The following is a 23,100-nucleotide window of genomic DNA, read 5'->3' as shown; positions in this document are numbered from 1 at the left end:
GTCCATCAGCCCTTGAAGATAAACCGACGAATGGCGGAGACGTTGGAGAAGATTCGTATGCCGAGCACGACGATAACGGCGGTCTGCAGCTGCGAGCCGACACCGAGCTGGTTGCCGAGCAACACGAGCAGCGTTGCGGTAAGAACGTTGGAAATGAAGGAGATGACGAATACCTTGTCGGAGAAGGAACGTTCGAAATAGGCCCTTGCAGCGCCGAGCAGGGCGTCAAGCGCCGCCACCACCATAATCGGCAGGTACGGTTGCAGGACGATGGGAATGTCCGGCTTCACGAAGATACCGACGATGACCCCGATAATCAAACCGAGCACTGCTGCCATCATTTGCTCCTTTTTGCGTAGGTCACGTTCGTGGTTTCCGCGGCTGCCAGTTTCAATGAATAGGATTTCGACACCTGTGGGTGTATACCCGCCGAATTGAGCGTGCTATACAGGTCAGGCTGAGATTTGCCGCTCATCTGCTGCGACAGGTCCTTTTGGTTGCCTATCGCCTCTATCTTATAGGGACTGGCAACCTGGTTCACTCCGATAAGAATCGTTTGACCTGCGGTCCGCACAGAAGTCGAGACCCCGATACGTTGGCCGTTGATCGAAATCGCTTCGGCCCCGGCCTTCCAAAGCAACAGCACGATGCTCTGCAGATCGGCATCGGTGACCACACGGATATGGCTGCCGCTGTTTTCTCGAGGGGCTGAGCCCGTCTGGCCAGCGGAAGCGACCGGGTCGGCAAGCGTGACAACAATACCGGGGCCTTTGACAGGAAGAGTTCCATTGGCCATTTCATCTTGGGTCAGCGTGGAATCCGGACCGGAATTCGGCATCGAATCCGATTGCTTGACCACTTTGGCATGCAGGTCGGTCACTTCGGTCGTTATTTTCTTGAGGCTGACATTCTGTTGTTCAAGTTCCGAAATCAAGCTTGCCCTTACCTGTTTGCGCGGATCGGTATTGAGCTGACGGACGAAAACACTTCCTATGAAGCCCACAGCGATGCAAATAATGAAGACGATGATACGGGTGAACCAAATCGAAAATCTAGAGTGTGGTTTTTGCTGGGTAAGTCTGGCATCCGAAAACAACGGGTCCAGCGGGCGATTGGTAAGGTCATCGATAAGCCGCAGACTGTCGTCATCGACCTTGCGACGATGACGGTTGGCGGAAAGTGTTGCATTGTCATCATCGCTCAGCACATGCCAAGAGCCGACGTTGCGCACCTCTTGCGAGAAGACAGCACGCCGTTTACTTGACTGCTCCTCAACGCCAACAGGAAAGGATAAAGGTGTGCGCTCCACGTTCGTCATACATTGTCCGAGTCGTGACGAAGCAACGTAACACCTTGGCGGATATAAATATACCCCGCTAGCCAGTACAGGATAATCCCCCAGATTCCTGCGGCCAACGCGGCCAGATGAAGAATCTGGGTGAACGTGTTGTTCCACAGATCTGCGAAAATCAACGCAGTGATGGAGATCATCAACAGTGCGGTTCCGGCTTTTCCAACGAAATGCACCGGCAAAGGTCCATAATCATGTTGCGCCAGAATGACAATCAGCACCAACAGGATAAGATCACGCAGACCCACAACGAAAAGCATCCACCAAGGAATGATCCCAGCAAGCCCAAGCGCAAGAATACTACAGAAAATCAATAGCCTGTCGGCCACTGGATCGAGTATCTGGCCGATTTTGCTGACCTGATTCCATTTCCGGGCGATGATGCCATCCAGCCCATCGCTTGCCGCCGAAACCACCAACACAATCAGGGCCGCTACCATCTTGTGTTGTGCAGTCAGCCAGGCGATGAAAGGAATCGAGACGATGCGCAGACAGCTGATGAGGTTCGGCACCGTGAGATAAATATCACGGGCATCCGGACTATAGCGGGTGGAATTCAGTGGAAGTTTCATAGTTAGATTCAGATTCTTGAAGCCTGTAATGCAGTGACGATGATGGCTCGGGCGCCTACGTCGTAGAGTTGATCCATCGTTTGATTCACCTTCTCACGTTCCACCATGGAACGGACAGCGCACCATTGCTGATCATGAAGCGGTGAAATCGTCGGGCTTTCAAGACCGGGGGTAAGCGCAACCGCTGCTCCTACCTTGCTGACAGGCACGTCGTAGTCCATCATGACATATCGTCGGGCTGTCAGCACACCTTCAAGGCGACGCTTGAAGGTGACCAGCTGTTTGTCGTTTTCCGGTACGTGGGGCGAACGGATGAGGATTGCCTCCGAATGGAGAATGGGGTCGGCAAAGATCCTCAATCCTGCGTTGCGCAACGTGGTACCGGTGGAGACCACATCAGCGATGAGGTCGGCCACACCGAGCTGAACAGAGGATTCAACGGCACCGTCAAGATGGGTGATGTCGGCGTGAAGTCCATGCTCCTTCAAATAGTCGCCCACGAGTTTGTCGAACGAGCTTGCGATGCGTTTGCCGTTGACGTCTTCGAGCTTGTTGATCGAAGAATCCTTTGGCGCAGCAAAACGGAACGTGGAAGTTCCGAAGCCAAGCGGAAGATCTTCGCTCGCCTCGGTGTCCGTGTTCAAAAGCATGTCGCGTCCGGTGATGCCGACGTCAATGGCTCCACGACCCACATAAATGGCGATATCCAAAGGACGAAGGTAAAAAAGCTGGACGTTGTTGTCGTGGTCGTCGACCACCAATTGACGAGGCTGGGTACGCAGCTGGTACCCGGCTTCTTGCAGCAGACTCCACGCAGGCTCGGAAAGCATACCCTTATTGGGCACGGCAATTCTCAGCATTTTTCCTCCTTCACTTCTCTCATCAGGCTTTCTCGAAGGGTTCTTTTGGACATGCCGATCCAATAACGAATCCGGCAACGTCATAGGTTCTTATAAAGATCTTCGAGGCTGATGCCGTGCTTGATCATCATCACCTGGATGTGGTAGATGAGTTGGCTCATTTCCTCGGCCGTACGGTCGGCACCTTCATACTCGGCGGCAATCCAGGTCTCCCCCGCCTCTTCGTTGATCTTCTTGCCGATGAAATGTGTACCCTTGTCGAGTTCATCAACCGTTTTCGAACCTTCTGGACGGGTCTCGGCCTTTTCGCTGAGCTCTTTGAACAGTGATTCAAATGTCTTCATGTTGTTCTCCTGTTTCTCTGCTGCCTTGGCCCGCCCATCGAGCGGTATCAGGCCTGATACGCGGCTTCCGCCTTGGCGCGAATGTCATCGATGGCCTTCGCACGGTCATCGGCACCGTATACTGCCGAACCTGCGACAAGCACGTCGGCGCCGGCCTTGGCTACGATGTCGGCGGTCTTCGGGCTTACGCCTCCATCGACCTGAATATGCGTGTCCAATCCGCGGCGGGTGATCTCATCGCGAAGACGACGGACCTTGGCCATCTGGTTGTTGAGGAACTTTTGACCGCCGAAGCCGGGTTCCACAGTCATGATAAGAATCATGTCGAACTCGTCGAGGATATCGAAAATCGGTTCCACCGGTTCTGCAGGGCGAACGGCGAAGCATGCCTTGCAACCCATCTCATGAAGTTGACGGGCAAGGCGTACCGGCGCATGGACGGCACCCATATGGAAAGTCACCGAAGAAGCGCCGAGCTTGGCATATTCAGGGGCCCAACGGTCCGGGTCTTCGATCATCAGATGAACGTCGACAGGCAGATCCGTGACTTCACAGATACGCTGGACGACCGGCTCGCCAATGGTCAGATTCGGCACGAAATGATGGTCCATTACATCGACGTGGACCATATCGGCGTGGTCAATGGCTTTGAGGTCACGCTCAAGATTGCAGAAATCCGCTGAAAGAATGCTGGGTGCGATTTGAATGGTCATAATTACCTATCCTATGTTGTACGAACGACTTGAAAAACGGCTAAAAACAATGCCTTAGAGAATCATATCCATAATTTTAGACATCTAAAAATTGGTTGTGATAATATTCCACATTTGGGGAAGTATCAGTTGATTGATAGTCTATTTTTCTGTTTTCTTCTGTGATTTTTGTGCATCGGCCTCGGCTTGTTCCTCGACTTCCGTCAGTGTACGCAACCGTTCGGAGAGCACAATGGTGGAGCTTCCCAAGCGTTGGATGACAATGAAGGCCACAACACCCAAAATGAAAACAACCAAGGAAACCCAGACATTGACGCGCACGCCAAAAATTTCGTGGGCAAAGTCGATGCGCAAGGCCTCGATCCAGGTGCGTCCTACTGTGTACCACATCACATAAATGGCAAAAAGACTACCGGATTTAAGGCGGTTCATGGCCTTATGGCCAATCCAAATGATCAGAGCCGCTCCGATGAGGTTCCAGATCATCTCATAGAGGAACGTGGGTTGGAACAGTGTGCCCGTCGGGCAGGTTTCGCCGTCATAGCATTGTTCGCCATGTCCGATGGCCGAACCGGTCATGTTGAGTTTCAACCCCCATGGCAAGGTTGTCGGAGCCCCATAGAGTTCCTGATTAAACCAGTTTCCAAGCCTGCCGACCGCTTGCGCAACCAGCAGTGCCGGGGCCACGGCATCGGCCAGCAGTGCCATCGGATAGTGTTTGTGCCGACACCAGGCCCAAGCTGCCAAAGCGCCGAACAGCACCCCGCCCCAGATGCCGAGCCCGCCGTTCCAGATGCGAAGAATCTCCATTGGGTCGCCGTTAGGTCCGAAGAACCGTTCCGGGGTAGTGACGACATGGTAAAGCCGCGCGCCGATGATGCCAGCAGGCACTGCGCAAAGGGCGATGTCCAGAATCTGGTCGAAATTGCCACCGACCTTCTTCCAGCGTTTTTCGGTGATCCAAATGGCAAGAACGATGCCAAGAAGAATGCAGAGCGCATAAAAACGAATCGGGATGGGACCTATCGACCAGTTGCCGATGGAAACCTTGGGAATGACGATCTTTGAAATGCCCGGAGAAGGAATATACGCCAGATGTTGTCCTGTAAACACGTTCAATGTAAATCCTTGCGTCATGACCCTCGATCGTCTGTCAACTTTTATTGTTCTGTCGGCCATCATACCCGACGCCATAACCGCAAAAGGCAATCATGAGGTGGCTTCGCCGATGAAAGGTTTTTAAAGTAGAAAGGCGCGTCCAACCGGCTTTACAAAAACGGTAAGATCGGGAGAGCGGATCAGTGTCGATAACGATATTTGCAATTGCGCCGAATCCGCCTAAAACCGAATATACTGTCTCAACCTCACTCCGGCTGGGTTTAGCGGCAAACGTCGTTGACGGCATCCTCAGGTTTGCGCCGTCCGACCACGACTGGCACCTGGCCACCTTCATCAAAGCAGGAACGGGCGCCGGTGTGGCAGGCGGCGCCGATCTGATCGACTTGAACAAGCAGAGCGTCGCCGTCACAGTCGAATGACAGGCTTTTGACATACTGCACATGTCCGGAAGTATCGCCCTTACGCCAATATTCCTGACGGGAACGCGACCAAAAGGTGACGCGGCCAGTAGTCAGGGTGCGACGCAAGGCCTCATCGTTCATGTAACCGACCATCAGCACCTGCTTTGAATCGTATTGCTGGATGACCGCCGCCACCAGGCCTTTGTCGTCACGTTTCAGACGTGCCGAGAGACGTGGATCCAATGTTTTGCTGTTATCATATGTGATGCTCTGTGCCATGATTGATGTCCTTGCCTTCTCCAATCAAATGTTCTTCGGGGTAGAGAATGTTAACTGTCGAATATCCGTTATTGTAATATGACAATAAAAGCCGTTCTAATATTGGTTTTGCCACATCCTTCTATCATGTCAGAGAGGGCTCACGGACCGTGATGCCGTGCTCTTTCATGGTTTCTTTGACCTGTGCGATTGTCATCTTGCCGTAATGGAACACCGAAGCGGCAAGTACCGCATCGGCTCCGGCCTCGACCGCCGGAGGGAAGTCCTCGAGTTTGCCGGCACCGCCGCTGGCAATCAGAGGAATGTTGACCACTTTGCGCATGGCCTTGAGCATTTCGATGTCGAAACCATCACCGGTGCCGTCGGCATCCATGGAGTTGAGCAGGATCTCGCCCACACCGAGTTCTTGCGCCCTCTGCGCCCACCACAAGGCATCGATGCCGGTGGAATGCCGACCACCCATTGTGGTGACTTCGAAGCCGGACTCGGTATGTTGCTCCCCTTTTTCGCGTCGGGCGTCGACGGAAAGCACCAGCACCTGGTTGCCGAAACGCTGTGCGACCTGGCTGATGAGTTCGGGGTTGTTGATGGCGGCTGTGTTGACACTGACCTTGTCGGCACCACTACGGAGCAGCGCGTCGACATCAGACACCGTGCGCACCCCACCCCCGACGGTCAGGGGAATGAAAATCTGTCCGGCCGTGCGAGTCACCACATCCATCATGGTTTGCCGATGGCTGCTCGAAGCGGTCACGTCAAGAAACGTCAGCTCATCTGCGCCCTCATCGTAGTAGCGTCCCGCAAGCTCAACGGGATCGCCGGCATCGCGCAGGTTTTCGAAATGCACGCCCTTGACCACACGTCCGTCGTCCACATCCAGACACGGAATCACTCGTACAGCCAGTGACATAAGGCAACTCCTATCTCCAACAAACAATGTTATAAGCCTAGACTAAAAACCCTGTCCGTATGCGTTATATCTCACGAGCAGACACCATGTGTTGCCATTGGAGCTTCTACCGTTCTTTCCCGAACGATAGAAGCACCAATGCGAAGTGTGTTGGAGGCAGGACACGGCGATTCTGCCTCCAACACATAAAACCGACGCAATTCCCACAGGGTTGGAGGCAGGATTGTCTGATTCCTGACTCTGACCCTTCTTGATGAGATGTTTCTTGTTGTATTGGAGGCAAAAACATGGTTCTCCGGCTCCAACACAACATTCTATAAACGGGGAAGCTGGATATCCCCAAAGTCCGTGGATCAGGCCCGAATGTTCTTGGCGGCAAGCTGGCCACAGGCACCGTCGATATCCGAACCACGGGTGTCGCGCAAAGTCGCCGTGATACCGGCACTGTGCAGGATATCAAGGAAACGCGCTTCGTCCTCAGGCTTGGAAGCGGTCCATTTCGAGCCTTCAATGGGGTTCAACGGAATCGGATTGACGTGCACCCAGTTGTCACCGTAATGATTCAGGCGATGTGCCAGCTGACGGGCGTGCTCGGCCTGATCGTTGATGCCGCGCATGAGCGCATATTCGATGCTGACGCGACGGTGGCTGGCCAGATAGTAATCGTGGGCGGCATCGAGCACCTGCTCGGAGTTGAAACGTCGGTTCATCGGCACCAGTTCATTACGCAGCTCGTCGTTCGGTGCGTGCAACGAGACGGCAAGACGAACAGGAATGCCTTCCTGGGTCAGTTTTTTGATACCAGGCACCACACCGACAGTGGAAACGGTGATGTTGCGTGCCGAAATGCCGAAGCCGACCGGCGGCATGGCACTGATCTGACGAACCGCAGCAAGCACGGACTTATAGTTGCCCATCGGCTCGCCCTCGCCCATGAAGACGACGTTGCTCAGCCGGCCGGGGCCACCGGCGACTTTGCCGTCAGCCATCGCCTTGGCGGCCACACGTACCTGCTCGAGGATTTCGGCGGTAGAAAGGTTGCGAGTGAGCCCCAGCTGGCCGGTGGCGCAGAAGGGACAGCCCATGCCGCAACCCACCTGGCTGGAGATACAAAGCGTCGCGCGGTTCGGGTAGCGCATCAAAACCGATTCGATGTGCGATCCGTCGAAAAGCTCCCACAGCGTCTTGATGGTGGTGCCGTTGTCGGCGACCTGATGAGTCACCTCAGTGATGAGTTCAGGGAAGAACATCCGCTGCGCTTCCTCGCGATTGGCCGCAGGGAAGTCGGTGAAAGTGGAGACGTCGTTGTTGAAATGTTCGAAATAGTGGTTACCAAGCTGATTGACCCTGAATTTCGGCAGCCCCAGCGATTTGGCCATCTCAATGCGCTGGGGCTCATTCATATCGGCGAAATGCAGCGGCGGCTTGCCACGACGGGCATGGTTTTTCGCGAGTACATCCCGGAATCCGCCCGTCTCCCCTCCCGCGGTGACCCCAGATTCTACGGTGCCCAGAGATGGTGGCGTCGTCATTCCATCCGAATTGTTCATTGTGCTCTCATTACGGTTCAAATTCATTATTACGATTCTCTATGTTCGACTCATTTATTGTCATATAAACGCTGAAATCGTTTTTATCTGGCCATGCGGAAAGTAACGGATTACATAACCGATTCAATCCATTCAAAAAACAACCAGTAATCTAGGATTCCTCTCGTATCTGACTGAAATGTCAAAGTTCAAAGGGAGAAGATGATGCCAAGGCAATCACATGCCTGTCGCCCAGAGCAACAACGTGAAGCACGGTGCACAAAGGAGAATCGAATCGACACGATCGATCACCCCACCATGACCTTTCAAAAGATGGCCCATATCCTTCAATCCCATATCACGCTTGAGCATCGAAGCGCACAAGTCGCCGAACGTGCCGATGACTCCGACCATTACGCCGGTAAGAATCGGAACCCACCAGCGAGTCGACCACAGGCTCGGATAGGTGAAAGCAAACACTGCGAAAGCCCCGACCATCGCGAACAATATGGAGCCGCACAGACCTTCGACCGATTTCTTGGGGGAAATACGCGGCGAGAGCTTGTGCTTACCAAAGAACGCACCGAAGAACAGACCGCCCGTGTCCGAGAGGGCAGGGAGGAAAATCAGCATGATGGCATGGGCCACTGGATGGCCGTTGAACGTCTCCGGCAGGATGATGCACGAAGCCAAAACGAGGATATAAAGGACGAGGAACACTGATACCGAGACATTGTCGATGCTGTTTTCTCCGGTTTTGCTGTTGGTTGCCGAAGAAGCGGAAGATTTTTCAATATTCTGTGCCGCGGCCAATTTGCCTTCGATGGCTCCTGCAAGACGTTTGCCGACGTTATGGCGTACGTTGGCCGCAATGGCGACCGCAATGGCCGCAATGGCGATGCCGACTCCTGCCGCCAGAACGTGATTGGGCACATAATAGACCGCAAGCAATGTTGCCGCGCAGCAGATCCACAAGACCACCAAGGGGATGTATAGGTGGACGGTAGCAAACGAGACATGCAGCTCACGCAACGCAAGCACAAGGAAAACGGCAATCAGCCAGATATACAGGTCGATTTTCAAAAGCAGGCATGCGACGATAAGAACGATGAGAAACACTGCGGTGGCAACGGCCTGAGGCATGTTACGCCCGGTCTTCTTGTTGATATCATTGAGCGCAGCATTGACTTCATCACCTGCCTCATGCCGTTGTTTGTTGGTCATTGACTTGTCTTTCATGCCAGTTCCGATACGTTTTCTCTCTGTGAGTCTTTTCAACAATGGAAAGCCTAAGCTTTGAAGCCCTGAAAAAACGAACGATCCCGGAATCAGACTTCCATGATCTCCTTCTCTTTGGCTTCGAGAAGCTGATCGATGGTTTCAGTGGTGTTTTTGGTGGCTTTGTCGAGATCCTTCTGCAGACGGTCGCCCTCGTCCTCACCCATGTCGCCGTCCTTGACGGACTTGTCGATGGTCTCCTTGGCCTTTCGGCGAATGTTGCGTACCGCGACCTTGCCGTCCTCGGCCTTGCCTTTGGCAAGCTTGACGTATTCCTTGCGGCGGTCCTCGGTCAGTTCAGGCATGGTCAGATGGATGACGTTGCCGTCGCGGCGGGTGCTGCCGCCAAGGTCCGAGTCGCGGATAGCCTTCTCGACGGCGTTGGCCTGCGATCCGTCAAACGGGGTGATCGAAAGGGTGCGAGGTTCTGGTACACCGATGGAAGCGACGTTCTTGATCGGTGTCGGGGCACCATAATAGTCGACGAGCAGTCCGTTCAGCAGTGCCGGGTTGGCACGGCCGGTACGGATGCCGGAAAAGTTCTCCTTGGTGGCTTCCACAGACTTGTTCATCTGTTCCTTGGCTTGATCTACAGGGTTTGCCATTTTTTCTCCTTTTAAGATTTCTGTTTAAATCTCTTGTTGCTTACGTTATTGATGGCGTCGCCAATTGATTATTGGTTGTTGCCGTACTCGCACACCCGCCATACTTGGATTATTGGATGATTTCCGATTCCAGATTGGAGACAAGCGTGCCGATGGGTTCTCCAATCAGGGCCTTGGTGACGTTTCCGGCTTCTTCCAAGCCGAATACACGGATGTGCTGGTCGTTCTCACGCGCCATGGAAAGCGCCGCGGCGTCCATGACAGCAAGATTGTCGACCAACGCACGCTGGTAACTCAAGGTCTTGAAACGTTTGGCGCCCGGATCCTTACGCGGATCGGCGGTATAAATGCCGTCAACGCCGTTCTTGCCCATCAGCACAGCATCACAGTGGATTTCCAACGAACGCTGAATGGAGACAGTGTCTGTCGAGAAATACGGCATACCGGCGCCGGCGCCGAATATGACCACACGACCCTTTTCCAAATGACGAATGGCCTTGAGCGGAATATACGGTTCAGCGACCTGGCCCATGGTGATGGCGGTCTGCACACGAGTGGCCTGACCTTCCTGCTCAAGGAAATCCTGCAAGGCGAGACAGTTCATAACGGTGCCGAGCATGCCCATATAATCGCCACGGCTGCGTTCGATACCCGCCTGCTGGAGTTCGGCCCCACGGAAGAAGTTGCCGCCGCCGACGACGATGGCAACTTCGACGCCTTGCTTGACAGCTTTGTGGATTTCCTGCGCGATGCGACGAATCACGGTGGTGTCGATACCAATCTTGCCACCACCGAAGGCCTCGCCTGAAAGCTTCAGCAGCACTCGTCGGGCGGTGTCTTCATTGTTGTCTTGAGTCATCAGCGGCCTCTCTATCATTGTTTGGCGGCATATTGCTGTCTTATAGGTTATCCGTTCACAACGACAGCATCTTTGCCGGAATGTCCTCTTATTGTGCAATACCACTGGTTCTGCCGCACAGCGTTGGTCGGCTTATTACACAGACCGGAAGTACCGAAGAATTTTCGTGTTCATACGCATATAAACCATTGAATTCGAAGTAAACCATATCAGTGAGGATTTAGTCCTCTAACAAAAATGTTGGCCAATACCCATATCGGTACCAGCCAACATTGATGTGATGATCACAAGGACATCAACAACGAGAAATCACTTCTCGTCGCCCTTGCCGACCTCGATGCGGGCGAAGGCGAGCAGCTCGCCGCCGACTTCCTTGAACAGATCGCCGACGGACTTGGAAGTGTCCTTGACGTATTCCTGCTCAAGCAGCACATTCTCCTTGTAGAAGGCGTTCATGCGGCCTTCCACGATCTTGGGGATAATCTTCTCGGGCTTGCCTTCGGCCTGGGACTTCTCGGTGGCGACGCGACGTTCGGATTCGACGACATCTGCCGGAACATCCTCACGTTTGAGCCACTTGGCGCCCATGGCGGAAATCTGCAGAGCAGCCTCGTGGGCAACAGCGGCACCCTTTTCGTCGGTGGCGACGATGGCGACGATGCTCGGCGGCATCTCGGCCGACTTCTTGTGTGCGTAGATCTCGACCTTCGGGCCTTCGACCTTGGCTACCTGACCGACCTTGACATGCTCGCCGAAGAGTGCCGCGGCTTCCTCCACGGTCTCCTTGACGGTGCCGTCGGCGGACGGAGCCGCAAGGACCTCATCGGCGGTCGATGCACCTGCCTTGATGGCGTCATCGAGCACGCCGTCGGTGAAAGCGACGAACTTCGGGGTCTTCGCGACGAAGTCGGTTTCGGAATTGAGCTCAACGGCATAGCCGGCCTGGCCATTGGCGGTGTCGACCACGCGGGAGGCGATGGTGCCTTCCTGGGCGGTGCGGCCCTCGCGCTTGCCTGCGGCCTGGATGCCTTTGGCACGGATGATTTCCTTGGCGCGTGCGACGTCGCCTTCGGCCTCGGTGAGCGCCTTCTTGACGTCCATCATGCCGGCGCCGGTGTCTTCGCGCACCTGCTTGATCAAAGCTGCTGTAATTGCTGCCATGTATATCTCCTTGAAATGTTGTAAATCGTACTCAATGCACCAAAGGCGGTGCGGAAGCCAGGAAGTTTCCGACACCGCCCTTCGCACGTTTGTTGGTCAGGCCTTGGCCTCTTCGACCTTGGTTTCCTCGACCTTGGCCTCGGCAGGGCTGGTTTCGGCGGTGGCTGTCGCGTCCTCCGCGGGCTTCTCGTTGTCCTTCAACAGGTCCTTCTCCCAAGCGGCCATCGGCTGCTCGGACTTGTCTTCGGTCTTCTCGGCCTTGCCGCTGCGTTCGAGCAGACCGTCGGCGACGGCATCTGCCATAAGGCTGGTCAGCAGCTCGATGCCGCGGATGGCGTCATCGTTGGCCGGGATCGGATAGTCCACGAGGTCGGGATCGGTGTTGGTATCAACGATGGCGACGACCGGGATGCTCAGCTTGTGGGCTTCCTCGACGGCCAGCGCCTCCTTGTTGATGTCGACGACGAACATGGCCGAAGGCGTGCGGGTCATGTTGCGGATACCGCCGAGCTGCTTCTCGAGCTTGTTCTTCTCGCGCTGCAGGAGCAGGAGCTCCTTCTTGGTCAGCCCGGAGCCGTGGACGTCGGTGAAGTCCATCTCTTCCAGTTCCTTCAGGCGTGCGACGCGCTTGGAAACGGTCTGGAAGTTGGTGAGCATGCCGCCGAGCCAGCGCTCGGAAACATACGGCATATTGACGCGGGTAGCCTGGGTGGCGATGGCTTCCTGGGCCTGCTTCTTCGTGCCGACGAAGAGGACGGTGCCGTTGTGCGCCACGGTCTGCTTGATGAAATCGTAGGCCTTGTCGATCAGGTCGAGCGACTTGAAGAGATTGATGATATGGATGCCGTTGCGCTCCATCAGGATGTACTGCTTCATCTTGGGGTTCCAGCGACGGGTCTGATGGCCGAAGTGCAGTCCTGCCTTCAGCATTTCGCTCATAGTGATCTGAGCCATGATAATGCTACCTTTCAGTCGGTTATTGCCTGGCCATGCGGGTCTGAGTGCGATCTCACCGCCTAATAGGCAGGTCGATCGACCGACACAGTCCGTCACGTGCATGACGCGAATTTGTGTGTTTGATTGACAATAGAACTTTTGGATTTCTCGGCAACGTGACTGCTTTGAAACCCTTCAACACACAGTTGTCTAAGCTATCACAAACCCGGTATAAACCAAGAGGTTTCGGCGGCCGCGAAACCAACCGAAACCTCTTTGAAACGCCTGGATGTCCCAAATCGTTGCGACTATTCGGACTTCATGGCATTCTCACGTACTTTGAGCATGGCATACTGGGACTCGTAAAGGCGGTAATAGGCACCCTTCTTTTCCAGCAGCTCTTTGTGCGTGCCATGCTCAACGATCTGCCCGTGATCGATGTAGTAGATTTCGTCCGAATTCTCGATGGTGGAAAGGCGGTGTGCTATCACGAAGCTCGTACGACCTTTGAGCAGATGCTGCAGTCCCGCCTGGAGCGCCTCCTCGGTGCGGGTGTCGATGTTGCTGGTCGCCTCATCCAGGATGAGGATACGCGGGTCGGCGAGCAGCACGCGGGCGAAGGAGATCAGCTGGCGCTGGCCGGCCGACATGGTCGAACCGCGTTCCTCTACCACCGTGTCATAGCCGTCTGGCATCTCACGGATGAACTCGTCGGCGTGCACGGCCTTGGCGGCCTCGACGATCTGTTCGTCGGTGGCGTCAAGCCTACCGTAACGGATGTTCTCTCGCACGTTGCCGGAGAAAACGAACGTATCCTGCAGCATCACGCCCATCTGACGGCGCAGCGATTGCAACGTGACGTCGCGTATATCGTAGCCATCAATGGTGATCGATCCCTCGCTGACATCATAGAAGCGCGACAGAAGGCTCACAATGGTGGTCTTGCCGGCACCAGTGGGGCCGACCAAGGCGATGGTCTTGCCAGGCTCGACGTGGAAGTCGACAAGGTTCAGGATGTTGCGGCCGTCGGGCTCGTAGCGGAAGACAACATCGTTGAAATCGACCTTGCCACGGATCTGCGGAAGGTCGGCCGCGCCGGGCTTGTTGGCGATTTCGGGCTTGATGTCAAGTGTTTCGAAGATGCGTTCGAGATAGGCCGAGCAGGTGATCAGCTGGTTGTAGAAGTTGCCGAGATCGATGACCGGATTCCAGAAGTTGTTGGCATAGCCGACGAAGGCGATCAGCACGCCGGTGGTGACGTTGACCCCACCTAGGCCCATAATGCCGACATAGTAGATGAAGGCCACGGTCATCGAGCTGATGGTCTGCACGCCCGGCCACATAAGATCCTGCACATAGATCGCCTTCATGTAGTAGCTGCGCACGGTTCCCTGCTGCTTCTGGAAGGTGTCGAACTGTTTGCGTTCACGCGCGAAGGTCTGCGTGGTCTTTACCCCGGCAATGGATTCGTGTAGGTAGGCGTTTAGATTGCTCTGTTTATTCGAGAGCAGTTGGTAGGCGCGTTTCTGCAGACGCTGCAGTACGAACACCCAGATGATGAGCAGCGGGAAAAGAATGAGGCTCCACAGCGCCAACCGCCAGTCAATCGCGAACATGACCACGAGCGTGACCACAAAAGTGAAGATGTCGGCGATCACGTTGATCAGACCGCTTGAAAGCGTGTCGGAAAGCGTGTTGACGTAGTTGACCACGCGCACGAGGATCTTGCCGTGCGGGCGTGAATCGAAGTAGCTGAACGGCAAAGTCTGAATATGAGTGAAGATGTCGCGGCGCATGTCCTTGAGCATCAGCTGGCCGACACGGGTGATGGCCACCGTACGGTAACGCACACCGAGTTCGTAAAGGAAGATGAGCACTGCGAAGATGCCGGTGAGCATGCCCAGCTGCCCGAAATCCTTATGCGGAATGGCGGAATCAATCATGATCTTTGTCAGATATGGCGTGGAAACGGAAATGCAGCTCATGAAAAGCACGACAGTAACAATTCGAGCGACCTGTCCCAGATACGGCTTGAGATAGGTCGCGATGCGGAAGATGTCATGGATATTAATCTTCTCATCAAGCTCTTCGTCCTCATCGTATGTATTACGTTTTGCCATGATATCCTCCTTCCCTACTCTTCGAAGCCTTGTGAACCACCGGACTCAATGCCCAGCTGTTTTTTGTAGATCTCCCAGTAACGGCCGTGCGCCGCCACCAGATGCTCGTGGTCGCCTCGCTCGACGATGCGGCCGTGTTCCAATACGAGAATCAGGTCGGCATCCTTGACCGAGGAGATGCGATGGGCGATGGTCACCACCGTTTTCTTCGTTTCCATGTCACGCAGGTGATCCTGGATCTGCGCTTCGGTTTCCATATCGACCGCGGAGGTGGTGTCGTCCATGATGAGGATGGACGGGTTGTCGGCCAACGATCGGGCGAGGCTCAGACGTTGTTTCTGCCCTCCGGAAAGACCGACTCCGCGCTCGCCGACGATGGTGTCATAACCGTCGGGCATGGAACGGATGAAATCATCTGCCCCTGCGATACCGGCCATGCGGCGGATGTAATTCGGGTCGGAGGAATGCGCGGGACCGGCGCCGAAGCCGATGTTGTCACCGATGGTATCGGAGAAGAGGAACGTGTCCTGGGCAACGATGCTCACCTGGCTGCGCAGGGTTTTCAGCGGCCAGTCCCTTGCGTCGATGCCGTCGAGGAAGACGGTGCCGACGGTCGGGTCGTAGAAGCGGGCGATAAGGTTGACCAGTGTGGACTTGCCTGCGCCCGTTTCCCCCAGAATGCCAAGTTTCGTACCGGCAGGCACATAGAAATTGAGATCCTTCAGCACCGGTGTTTCAGGGTCGTCGGGGAAGGCGAAACTGACGTGGTCGAAGCGAATTTCGCCACTCATACGGTCAGGGGCGACGTTCTCGGTACTGCGTGCGCCAACATGTTCCTTAATGTCGATGGCCTGCCTGATGGATTCCTGTGCGTGCGGTTTCTCGGTAATACGGGATTCTGCGGTCAGCAGACGCCTTATCTTGATACAGCTTGCCCCAAAACGCTGCCAGTCGTTGATCAGCCAGCCGGACTGGCGCACCGGGATGTCGATCATCCACAAAAGGCTGTTGAAACTGACCAGATTGCCGAGTGTCATATAGCCTTTGATGACCAGGAAGCCACCGATGCCGAGCGTGATCAGCTGCAACAAGAAACCAAGGCCGTCCAGCCAAGGCATGAACCTGCGGTTGTTATAGGCGGAATCCATGTTCTTTTGCATGTAGTCGTCGTTGCGTTTGTCGAACTTCTCGGTTTCGTAATCCTCGCGGACGAAGGCCTTGACCACGCGGTTGCCTTCGATGTTCTCCTCGACCATGGAGTTGAGGTCGGCCAGCGAGTTACGTATGGCGTAGAACAGAGGTGCGGCACGTTTGGAGAGCGCCCGCGTCAGCAGGAAGAGGAACGGGGTGACGCAGGTCAGCGCCAGCGCCAGCCGCCAATCGATGGTGTACATCATGCAAAGGGCCCCAAGTAGCATAACCACGCAATCGGTGGCCTGGTAGCTCACCCAGCACAGGAAGTGACGAATCGCATCAGTGTCGGATGTCATGCGGCTCATGATGTCGCCGTTGCGGGTGTGGTTGAAGTAGGTGAAATCGAGCTCGTGCAGCTTCTCGTATTCGTCGCTTACCAGCCGGTAGATGGAATTCTGTGCGAAGCGTTCCATCAGAATCTGATAGATATAGCGTGAAATCACGCGTACCAGTGTCACCACGATCATGGCTCCGCAGATGCGGGTCAAGATGCCAAAATGCTTGGCTCCGATCACCTGGTCGACGATCATGCCCGCCAGAAGCGGCATGATGATCGCCATGGCGTCATTGACAAACAGCAGAACCAGCGAAACCGCCACCCTTGGCAGGTCAGGTTTGCAATACTGTATGATCCATCTGAGATTCCCGGCGTTTTTGTTGCGTTGTGGATCGACATACATTGATGAGCCCTCGTATCACCCAGACAAGTACTTGTTCTCTTATGCTGCGCCAACGTCAGCATCAATCCGATGGAGGGAAGAAACTGCCACCTTCAGAGCCGACACCCGGACGCGATCATGACCTACAGGCTTAGTTCAATCGCCTGTTTCATTAAATGTAAACTCGATGAACCGACTTTCAACTACGCTATCGGCGTGTTGCAAACCAAGGCCAACCGCAACAAAATAAATCGCCCGGATATCCGACTTATACCGTACGGATTTCCAGGCGATTAAAACGATGAAAAAGATTGAAACCAGCGTCTGATCAGCGCAACTCCCTCATGCGGCGCATGGCCTCTCTGCGCTCTTCCTTTTCGAGGCGATCCAGATAGATATGACCATCGAGGTGATCGGTCTCATGCTGCAGCATTCGCCCCATGATGCCAGTGCCTTCCACGACGATCGTCTTGCCTTCCAGATTCATTCCGCGAACCCTGGCATAATCGGCGCGACGCGTTTTGTACCAAAGCTTCGGCACCGAAAGGCACCCCTCATCGCCGTACTGCTCTCCCCTGGTCTCTTCGAGGACCGGATTCAATACGTAGCCCAACTTGCCGTCGATGTTATAGGAGAACGCACGGAGGCTGATGCCGATTTGGTTGGCCGACAGGCCTGCACGCCCTGGGTCGTCGACGGTATCCAATAGATCCTGAACCATGTTGCGAACGGCGGGAGTGATCTCTCGGATTGGTTCACACGGGGTCCTCAACACAGGATCGGGCACAACCCTTATTTCTCGTAGCGACAATGCACTGCTCCTCTTGACTTCACTAACAACCTTTATTTGTTGGCCGGCGAATCGTTTTCTTGCTCTTCGGACTTCGGCGTTTCCTTCCACGGGTCGCCGTCTTCATGCTCCGCCTCACGTTCAGCAAGACGAGCCCCGACATTCTGCTTGGCCTGTTCGTAGGCCTCACGAACCTTGGGGGTCATCGCGTCGGTGGCCTGGCGCACGGATTCTGCGGTCTTGTCGATGAAACCGGCCGCGGCCGACGGCGCCGGTTTGACTCGCGTCTTCGGAGTATAGACCTGCGTGTTGATGAGATCGGCATAGTGTTTGAGCACCTCGGGACGCACAACCTTCATGCTCGGGGTGAGCATGCCGTTCTCCTGAGTGAACTGGTCTTCGACGATAACGAATTTTCGCACGGATTCTGCGCGGGAGACCGAGCTGTTGGCCTGATCGATATATTGCTGAACGTACGCACGTACCGCATCGTTCTTGACGATCTGCGTCATCGGCATGCTTTCGTCCATCCTGTTGTTAGCGAGCCAAGAGCGAACCATTTCAGGGTCGAGCTCGATGAGCGCGGCGATGAAGGGGCGGCCATCACCGATGACGACGGCGTGGGAAACGATCGGGCAAGTGCCGATGGTATCTTCCATCGGGGCGGGGCTAACGTTCTTGCCGCCGGCGGTGATGATGATGTCCTTCTTGCGGCCGGTGATGTAAACGAAGCCGTCGTCGTCGATCTGTGCGATGTCGCCGGAATGCACCCAGCCGCCTGGCTCCTTGGCTTCGGCCGTGAGTTCGGGCTGCTTGTAATAGCCGAGGAAGACATCCTCACCGTTGATCAGAAGCTCGTCGTCATCGGCAAGTTTGACGGCGATACCGGTGCCGGGACGTCCGACGGCTCCGACCTTGTTGAAGTCCTGGAAGCTCACAATGCAAGGCGCGGCGGTTTCGGTCATGCCATAACCCTGAATGAAGGTGATGCCGTCCATGCCGTTGAAGAAATGCGCCAGATCGGCGTTCATCGGGGCACCGCCGCAGGCGACGTACTTGAGGTTCGGGCCAAGGGCGCTGCGCACAGAGGCACCGACTGTCTTCATATAGAACTTGTGCTTGAGCTGTTCGGCAAGGCTATGTCCGCGACCAGCCTGCTGGTCCTTCGACCACTTGACAAAATGATCGAACGCCATATTGAAGACGCGACCCTGCAAACCTGCTCCGGCTTTCTGGGATGCGGCATTGTAGACCTTTTCGAACACACGCGGCACGCCGAGCAGATAGGTCGGCTTGAAGGTACGCAGATCCGTCAGCAGGTGCTTGGCGCTCGGCGTATAGCCTACGACGCCTTTGGCTCCGATGGCGACATACTGGATGTAACGGGCAAAGCAGTGGGCCAACGGCAGGAAGAGCAACAGCCGGCTCGGCTGGAAGAGCATGTCGTCAAGGACAGCCCATCCAATGAAGACGGTGGAGACAAAATTGCGGTGGGAAAGCATAACGCCCTTGGGCGCTCCGGTGGATCCGGAGGTATAGACGATGGTCAGCATGTCGTCGGCACGCACACGGGAAATAGCCTCATCAAGCTCGTCATCACTGACTGATGTGCCGAAATCAGCCACGGCCTCAAGACCGTCCTCCTGAAGATTGAAGACGTATTTGAGCCCGTCACGGTCGCGTCGGAATTCCTCAAGTGTCTGCGTATGCTCGGCGTCTCCGCCGAAGGCCACAATCGGGTCGACATCCTCGACGATGCCCTTGGCCTGCTTGGGTGAATCCGTCTCGTAGATTGGCACACTCACCGCTCCGATGGCCGCACAGGCAAAATCCACCACGCCCCACTCATAGCTGGTGGCCGCGTAGATGACGACCATGCTTCCGGCCTTCGCGCCCAAACCCATAAGTCCCTTGGCGACCTTACGCACACGCGCAAGCATTTCGCCGGCTGTGACGGTGTGCCACTGCTGTGTATCCTCATCGAGCCACTCCGCAATGGCTCCATCAGGGTCTTTTCCAGCTCGCTTCGACAACAATGAATAGATGGTGTCTTTATCTGTGGTCTTGGTGACAGGGTCCAAATAAAATTCTCGCAACATAGACACAACTATACGCAACCGTAACCCCAATGCTACGTTAGCGTAACTTCCGCTAAGTTGTAATAGCTTCTTTCCGGTTCTCTCATCCAAGGTCCGCAGTAGTGCAGACCCATCGGGATCCAGTACGTCTGAACACCAAGGTGACCCAATATGTCGTCTTGCCGACGCCGAGGCTTACCACTGTCTCGGTGGTATCGGGGCTGACCAACGTCGCATGCACCAAGGTCGGGACGGCCGGAAGGTAACACAGCTTGGCCTTGAGGTCCTGATGGGTGCGAAGATGGTTCTCCAGCAGATACGACATCGTTTCCAGCCGTTGAATGCACGGTCCGCTAAGCGCTTGTTGAAGGCTCTGGGGCGGCGTGCGACCCCGCACCACGTCGAGACTCATGCACGCAAGCCTGCAGGAGGACAATGCGAACTGCCGGCAGTCCGCCTCGCTCATCGTTCCCGGATAGCATCGTGAAATATGGTAGGGAACCGGACGGTTCGATAATTCGATTCGAATGGATCCGTCACAGGCCGCCAGTCCGGAATGGTCCATCATGCTCATATGCAAGGGCTGCACTTGCGTTTGAGTAGTCATTGTTGCGCCTCCTTGTGTTTTTTAAATACATACAGCGCATCAGATATTTGTGTGAATGTCAAAAACTATGCGACCATTTCGAGAAAAATCAAGATTATTCAAGGTTTACACGCAAATCTTGAACCACATTTGCTGACAAATATTACAAAATAATGAGGTCGAAGCCATAAAATCGAGGCTACAAAAAATGGACTACCGCGCGATGCGGATAGCCCATTGACGGCGATTGATCGACCAGTTAACCCAGATGTGCGAGGGTCACAGCGACGTCGCAATGCTGGAAGTTCTTGAGGTCGACATAACCCGTTGAAGCCATGGCGCGACGCAATGCACCGATGAAATTGACCGTGCCGTCGGCACTGTGGCTGGGCCCGAAGAGAATCTGCTGCAGCGGGGCCACCGTACCGACCTTGGAACGCTTGCCGCGAGGCAGAGACGGATGGCGGGCTTCGGCGCCCCAATGTGTGCCCTTGCCTGGAGCCTCCTCGGCTCGGGCCAATGGGGCACCGAGCATGACGGCATCAGCGCCCAACGCCAAGGCCTTCACGAACGAACCGGAAGTACCCATCCCGCCGTCGGCGATAATCTGCACATACCGTCCGCCAGACTCATCCATGTAATCACGCCTTGCCTCGGCCACATCGGCAATTGCCGTGGCCAGAGGGGCATGGACGCCGATGGTGGCACGGGTCGCGGAAACGGCCCCTCCACCGAAACCGACCAACACGCCGGCGGCACCGGTACGCATCAAGTGAAGCGCGGCGGTGTAGCTGGCCGCTCCCCCGACAATGACCGGCACATCAAGATCGTAGATGAATTTCTTCAGGTTCAGCGGCTCATGGCTTTGCGAAACATGTTCCGCCGAAACCGCCGTACCACGAATGACGAACAGATCGACCCCGGCGTCGATGACCGTCGAATAGAATTCCTGGGTGCGCTGGGGCGAAAGCGCGCCGGCAACCGTGACACCGGCATCACGAATCTCATGAAGACGGCGGGTGATCAGCTCCGGCTTGATCGGTTCGGCATAAATCTGTTGAAGACGTGCAGTGGCATCAGCCTCATCAAGCTGGCTGATTTCGTCAAGAAGCGGCTGAGGATCGTCATAACGGGTCCACAATCCCTCAAGATCCAGTACGCCAAGAGCACCCAGCTTGCCCATCGCAATCGCCGTTGCGGGGCTGGTCACCGAATCCATAGGAGCCGAAAGCACCGGGACGTCGAACTGATAGGCGTCAATCTGCCATGCCGTCGATACGTCCTTCGGATCGCGTGTCCTGCGCGAGGGAACGATGGCGATATCGTCCAACGAATAGGCCAAACGGCCTTTTTTGCCCAAACCGATTTCAATTTCCTGAGTCATGTTTTTAAGGTTACTTCCTCTACATGACCAAAAACAGATGCAAAAACCAGCGAAAATCTGTCTCGCCAAACAACCAAAGCAACACCTCAGACATATTGAAGCGAGATAATAGCCGCAATCGGACACTGGAGGAACAACAGCATGGAAAAAATCAAAGTCAAGGGAACGGTTGCGGAACTCGATGGCGACGAAATGACCAGAGTGATTTGGAAGGATATCAAGAATCGTCTTATCCTGCCATATCTGGATATCAATCTTGACTATTACGACCTCGGTATCGAAAACCGCGACGCCACCGACGACCAGGTGACCATCGACGCGGCAAACGCCATCAAAAAGCACCATGTCGGCGTCAAATGCGCCACCATCACCCCCGATGAGGCGCGTGTCAAGGAATTCAATCTCAAAAAAATGTGGAAATCACCGAACGGCACCATCCGCAACATTCTTGGCGGCACCATTTTCCGCGAACCCATCGTCATCTCCAACATCCCGCGTTTGGTCCCAGGTTGGGAAAAACCGATCGTCGTGGCGAGGCACGCCTTCGGCGACCAGTACAAGGCGACCGATTTCAAAGTCGGCAAGCCCGGACGCCTGACTGTCACCTTCACGCCTGCCGACGGCAGCGAGCCCGTCGAACACGTGGTTTACGACTATCCCGGCGACGGCGTGGCTCAGGTGCAATACAACCTTGACGATTCCATCCGCGGGTTCGCACGTGCCTGCTTCAACTATGGGCTCATGCGGCATTATCCGGTGTATCTTTCCACCAAGAACACGATCCTCAAAGCCTACGACGGTGAATTCAAGGATATCTTTGCCGAAGTCTTCGAAACCGAATACAAGGACCGTTTTGAAAAGGAAGGGCTCACATACGAGCACCGCCTCATCGACGATATGGTGGCCAGCACAATGAAATGGCATGGCGGCTACATCTGGGCGTGCAAGAACTACGACGGCGATGTGCAGTCCGATTCGGTGGCGCAAGGTTTCGGGTCGCTGGGACTGATGACCTCAGTGTTGATGACGCCTGACGGACAGACCGTCGAGGCGGAAGCCGCGCACGGCACCGTGACCCGTCACTACCGCCGCTGGCTAAAAGGCGAGAAAACCTCGACCAATCCCATCGCCTCGATTTATGCCTGGACCGGCGGATTGAAGCAACGCGCCAAGCTTGACGAGACGTCCGAAGTCGCGAATTTCGCCGAAACGCTTGAACATGTGATCATCAAGACCGTGGAAAGCGGAAGGATGACCAAAGACCTTGCCATGCTCATCGGACCGAATCAGGCCTGGCTTGACACGGAAGGGTTCATGGACGCGCTGGACGAGGGGCTTCAAAGGGAACTCGCACAGCGACAGTGAACAGCGA

At 55.2% G+C, this 23,100-nt stretch carries 22 protein-coding genes; 1 reads left to right on the top strand and 21 read right to left on the bottom strand.

Going from position 1 to position 23,100, the window contains the following annotated elements:
- Positions 1-5 precede the first annotated feature (5 nt).
- The 21 genes from PT275_RS02735 to PT275_RS02635 all read right to left on the bottom strand — a co-directional run bounded on the left by PT275_RS02735 (position 6) and on the right by PT275_RS02635 (position 21,728).
- The gene (locus PT275_RS02735) at positions 6-338 is read right to left on the bottom strand and encodes a small basic family protein (protein WP_277153634.1); all 333 of its coding nucleotides are present in this window, start codon (positions 336-338) and stop codon (positions 6-8) included.
- Positions 338-1,318, bottom strand: a complete 981-nt coding sequence (locus tag PT275_RS02730) for a DUF881 domain-containing protein (protein ID WP_277152108.1) — start codon at positions 1,316-1,318, stop codon at positions 338-340. The genes PT275_RS02735 and PT275_RS02730 overlap by 1 nt, the downstream gene beginning before the upstream one ends.
- Positions 1,315-1,923 (bottom strand): CDP-alcohol phosphatidyltransferase family protein, encoded by a 609-nt coding sequence (locus PT275_RS02725; protein ID WP_277152107.1) that lies wholly within the window; start codon positions 1,921-1,923, stop codon positions 1,315-1,317. The genes PT275_RS02730 and PT275_RS02725 overlap by 4 nt, the downstream gene beginning before the upstream one ends.
- 8 nt (positions 1,924-1,931) lie before the next feature.
- Entirely contained in the window at positions 1,932-2,783 is an 852-nt protein-coding gene (hisG, locus tag PT275_RS02720) for an ATP phosphoribosyltransferase (RefSeq protein ID WP_277152106.1), read from the bottom strand.
- A gap of 80 nt (positions 2,784-2,863) precedes the next feature.
- Complete coding sequence (locus PT275_RS02715; protein WP_277153633.1) at positions 2,864-3,175, bottom strand: phosphoribosyl-ATP diphosphatase; 312 nt, start codon at positions 3,173-3,175, stop codon at positions 2,864-2,866.
- Complete coding sequence (gene rpe / locus PT275_RS02710) at positions 3,175-3,840, bottom strand: ribulose-phosphate 3-epimerase (protein WP_277152105.1); 666 nt, start codon at positions 3,838-3,840, stop codon at positions 3,175-3,177. The genes PT275_RS02715 and rpe overlap by 1 nt, the downstream gene beginning before the upstream one ends.
- Before the next feature lie 141 nt (positions 3,841-3,981).
- A complete protein-coding gene (lgt, locus tag PT275_RS02705; RefSeq protein ID WP_277153632.1) occupies positions 3,982-4,911 on the bottom strand; it encodes a prolipoprotein diacylglyceryl transferase in 930 nt (309 codons plus the stop codon).
- A 308-nt stretch (positions 4,912-5,219) separates the two neighbouring features.
- A complete protein-coding gene (gene hisI / locus PT275_RS02700) occupies positions 5,220-5,639 on the bottom strand; it encodes a phosphoribosyl-AMP cyclohydrolase (protein ID WP_277152104.1) in 420 nt (139 codons plus the stop codon).
- A 124-nt stretch (positions 5,640-5,763) separates the two neighbouring features.
- Positions 5,764-6,549: an imidazole glycerol phosphate synthase subunit HisF gene (gene hisF / locus PT275_RS02695; protein WP_277152103.1), complete on the bottom strand. Its 786-nt coding sequence runs from the start codon at positions 6,547-6,549 to the stop codon at positions 5,764-5,766.
- Positions 6,550-6,902: 353 nt separating this feature from the next.
- Positions 6,903-8,081, bottom strand: a complete 1,179-nt coding sequence (gene rlmN / locus PT275_RS02690; protein ID WP_277153631.1) for a 23S rRNA (adenine(2503)-C(2))-methyltransferase RlmN — start codon at positions 8,079-8,081, stop codon at positions 6,903-6,905.
- 234 nt (positions 8,082-8,315) lie between these two features.
- A complete protein-coding gene (locus tag PT275_RS02685) occupies positions 8,316-9,302 on the bottom strand; it encodes a phosphatidate cytidylyltransferase (protein ID WP_277152102.1) in 987 nt (328 codons plus the stop codon).
- Between the two features lie 104 nt (positions 9,303-9,406).
- Positions 9,407-9,961, bottom strand: coding sequence for a ribosome recycling factor (frr, locus tag PT275_RS02680; protein WP_277152101.1), 555 nt, complete (start codon positions 9,959-9,961; stop codon positions 9,407-9,409).
- 109 nt (positions 9,962-10,070) lie between these two features.
- Entirely contained in the window at positions 10,071-10,820 is a 750-nt protein-coding gene (gene pyrH, locus PT275_RS02675) for a UMP kinase (protein WP_277152100.1), read from the bottom strand.
- Positions 10,821-11,129: 309 nt separating this feature from the next.
- Positions 11,130-11,981 (bottom strand): translation elongation factor Ts, encoded by an 852-nt coding sequence (gene tsf, locus PT275_RS02670; protein WP_277152099.1) that lies wholly within the window; start codon positions 11,979-11,981, stop codon positions 11,130-11,132.
- Between the two features lie 96 nt (positions 11,982-12,077).
- A complete protein-coding gene (gene rpsB, locus PT275_RS02665; protein ID WP_277152098.1) occupies positions 12,078-12,935 on the bottom strand; it encodes a 30S ribosomal protein S2 in 858 nt (285 codons plus the stop codon).
- 290 nt (positions 12,936-13,225) lie between these two features.
- Positions 13,226-15,037, bottom strand: a complete 1,812-nt coding sequence (locus tag PT275_RS02660; RefSeq protein ID WP_277152097.1) for an ABC transporter ATP-binding protein — start codon at positions 15,035-15,037, stop codon at positions 13,226-13,228.
- Positions 15,038-15,051: 14 nt separating this feature from the next.
- Positions 15,052-16,911, bottom strand: coding sequence for an ABC transporter ATP-binding protein (locus tag PT275_RS02655; protein ID WP_277152096.1), 1,860 nt, complete (start codon positions 16,909-16,911; stop codon positions 15,052-15,054).
- Positions 16,912-17,218: 307 nt separating this feature from the next.
- On the bottom strand, positions 17,219-17,701 hold the full coding sequence (gene def, locus PT275_RS02650; protein ID WP_277152095.1) for a peptide deformylase: 483 nt from the start codon (positions 17,699-17,701) through the stop codon (positions 17,219-17,221).
- Positions 17,702-17,733: 32 nt separating this feature from the next.
- Positions 17,734-19,779: an AMP-binding protein gene (locus PT275_RS02645; RefSeq protein ID WP_277152094.1), complete on the bottom strand. Its 2,046-nt coding sequence runs from the start codon at positions 19,777-19,779 to the stop codon at positions 17,734-17,736.
- 82 nt (positions 19,780-19,861) lie between these two features.
- Complete coding sequence (locus tag PT275_RS02640; protein ID WP_277152093.1) at positions 19,862-20,365, bottom strand: Rv3235 family protein; 504 nt, start codon at positions 20,363-20,365, stop codon at positions 19,862-19,864.
- Positions 20,366-20,603: 238 nt separating this feature from the next.
- A complete protein-coding gene (locus PT275_RS02635) occupies positions 20,604-21,728 on the bottom strand; it encodes a GuaB3 family IMP dehydrogenase-related protein (protein ID WP_277152092.1) in 1,125 nt (374 codons plus the stop codon).
- Between the two features lie 141 nt (positions 21,729-21,869).
- Between PT275_RS02635 and PT275_RS02630 the strand changes: the two genes are divergently transcribed.
- Positions 21,870-23,093 (top strand): NADP-dependent isocitrate dehydrogenase, encoded by a 1,224-nt coding sequence (locus PT275_RS02630; protein ID WP_277152091.1) that lies wholly within the window; start codon positions 21,870-21,872, stop codon positions 23,091-23,093.
- The last annotated feature ends 7 nt before the right edge of the window (positions 23,094-23,100 follow it).

This window comes from Bifidobacterium sp. ESL0745, assembly GCF_029433335.1.
Classification (GTDB): domain Bacteria; phylum Actinomycetota; class Actinomycetes; order Actinomycetales; family Bifidobacteriaceae; genus Bifidobacterium.
The sequence above is the reverse complement of the archived record's forward strand: the minus strand, read 5'-3'. Positions and strand labels throughout refer to the sequence as shown.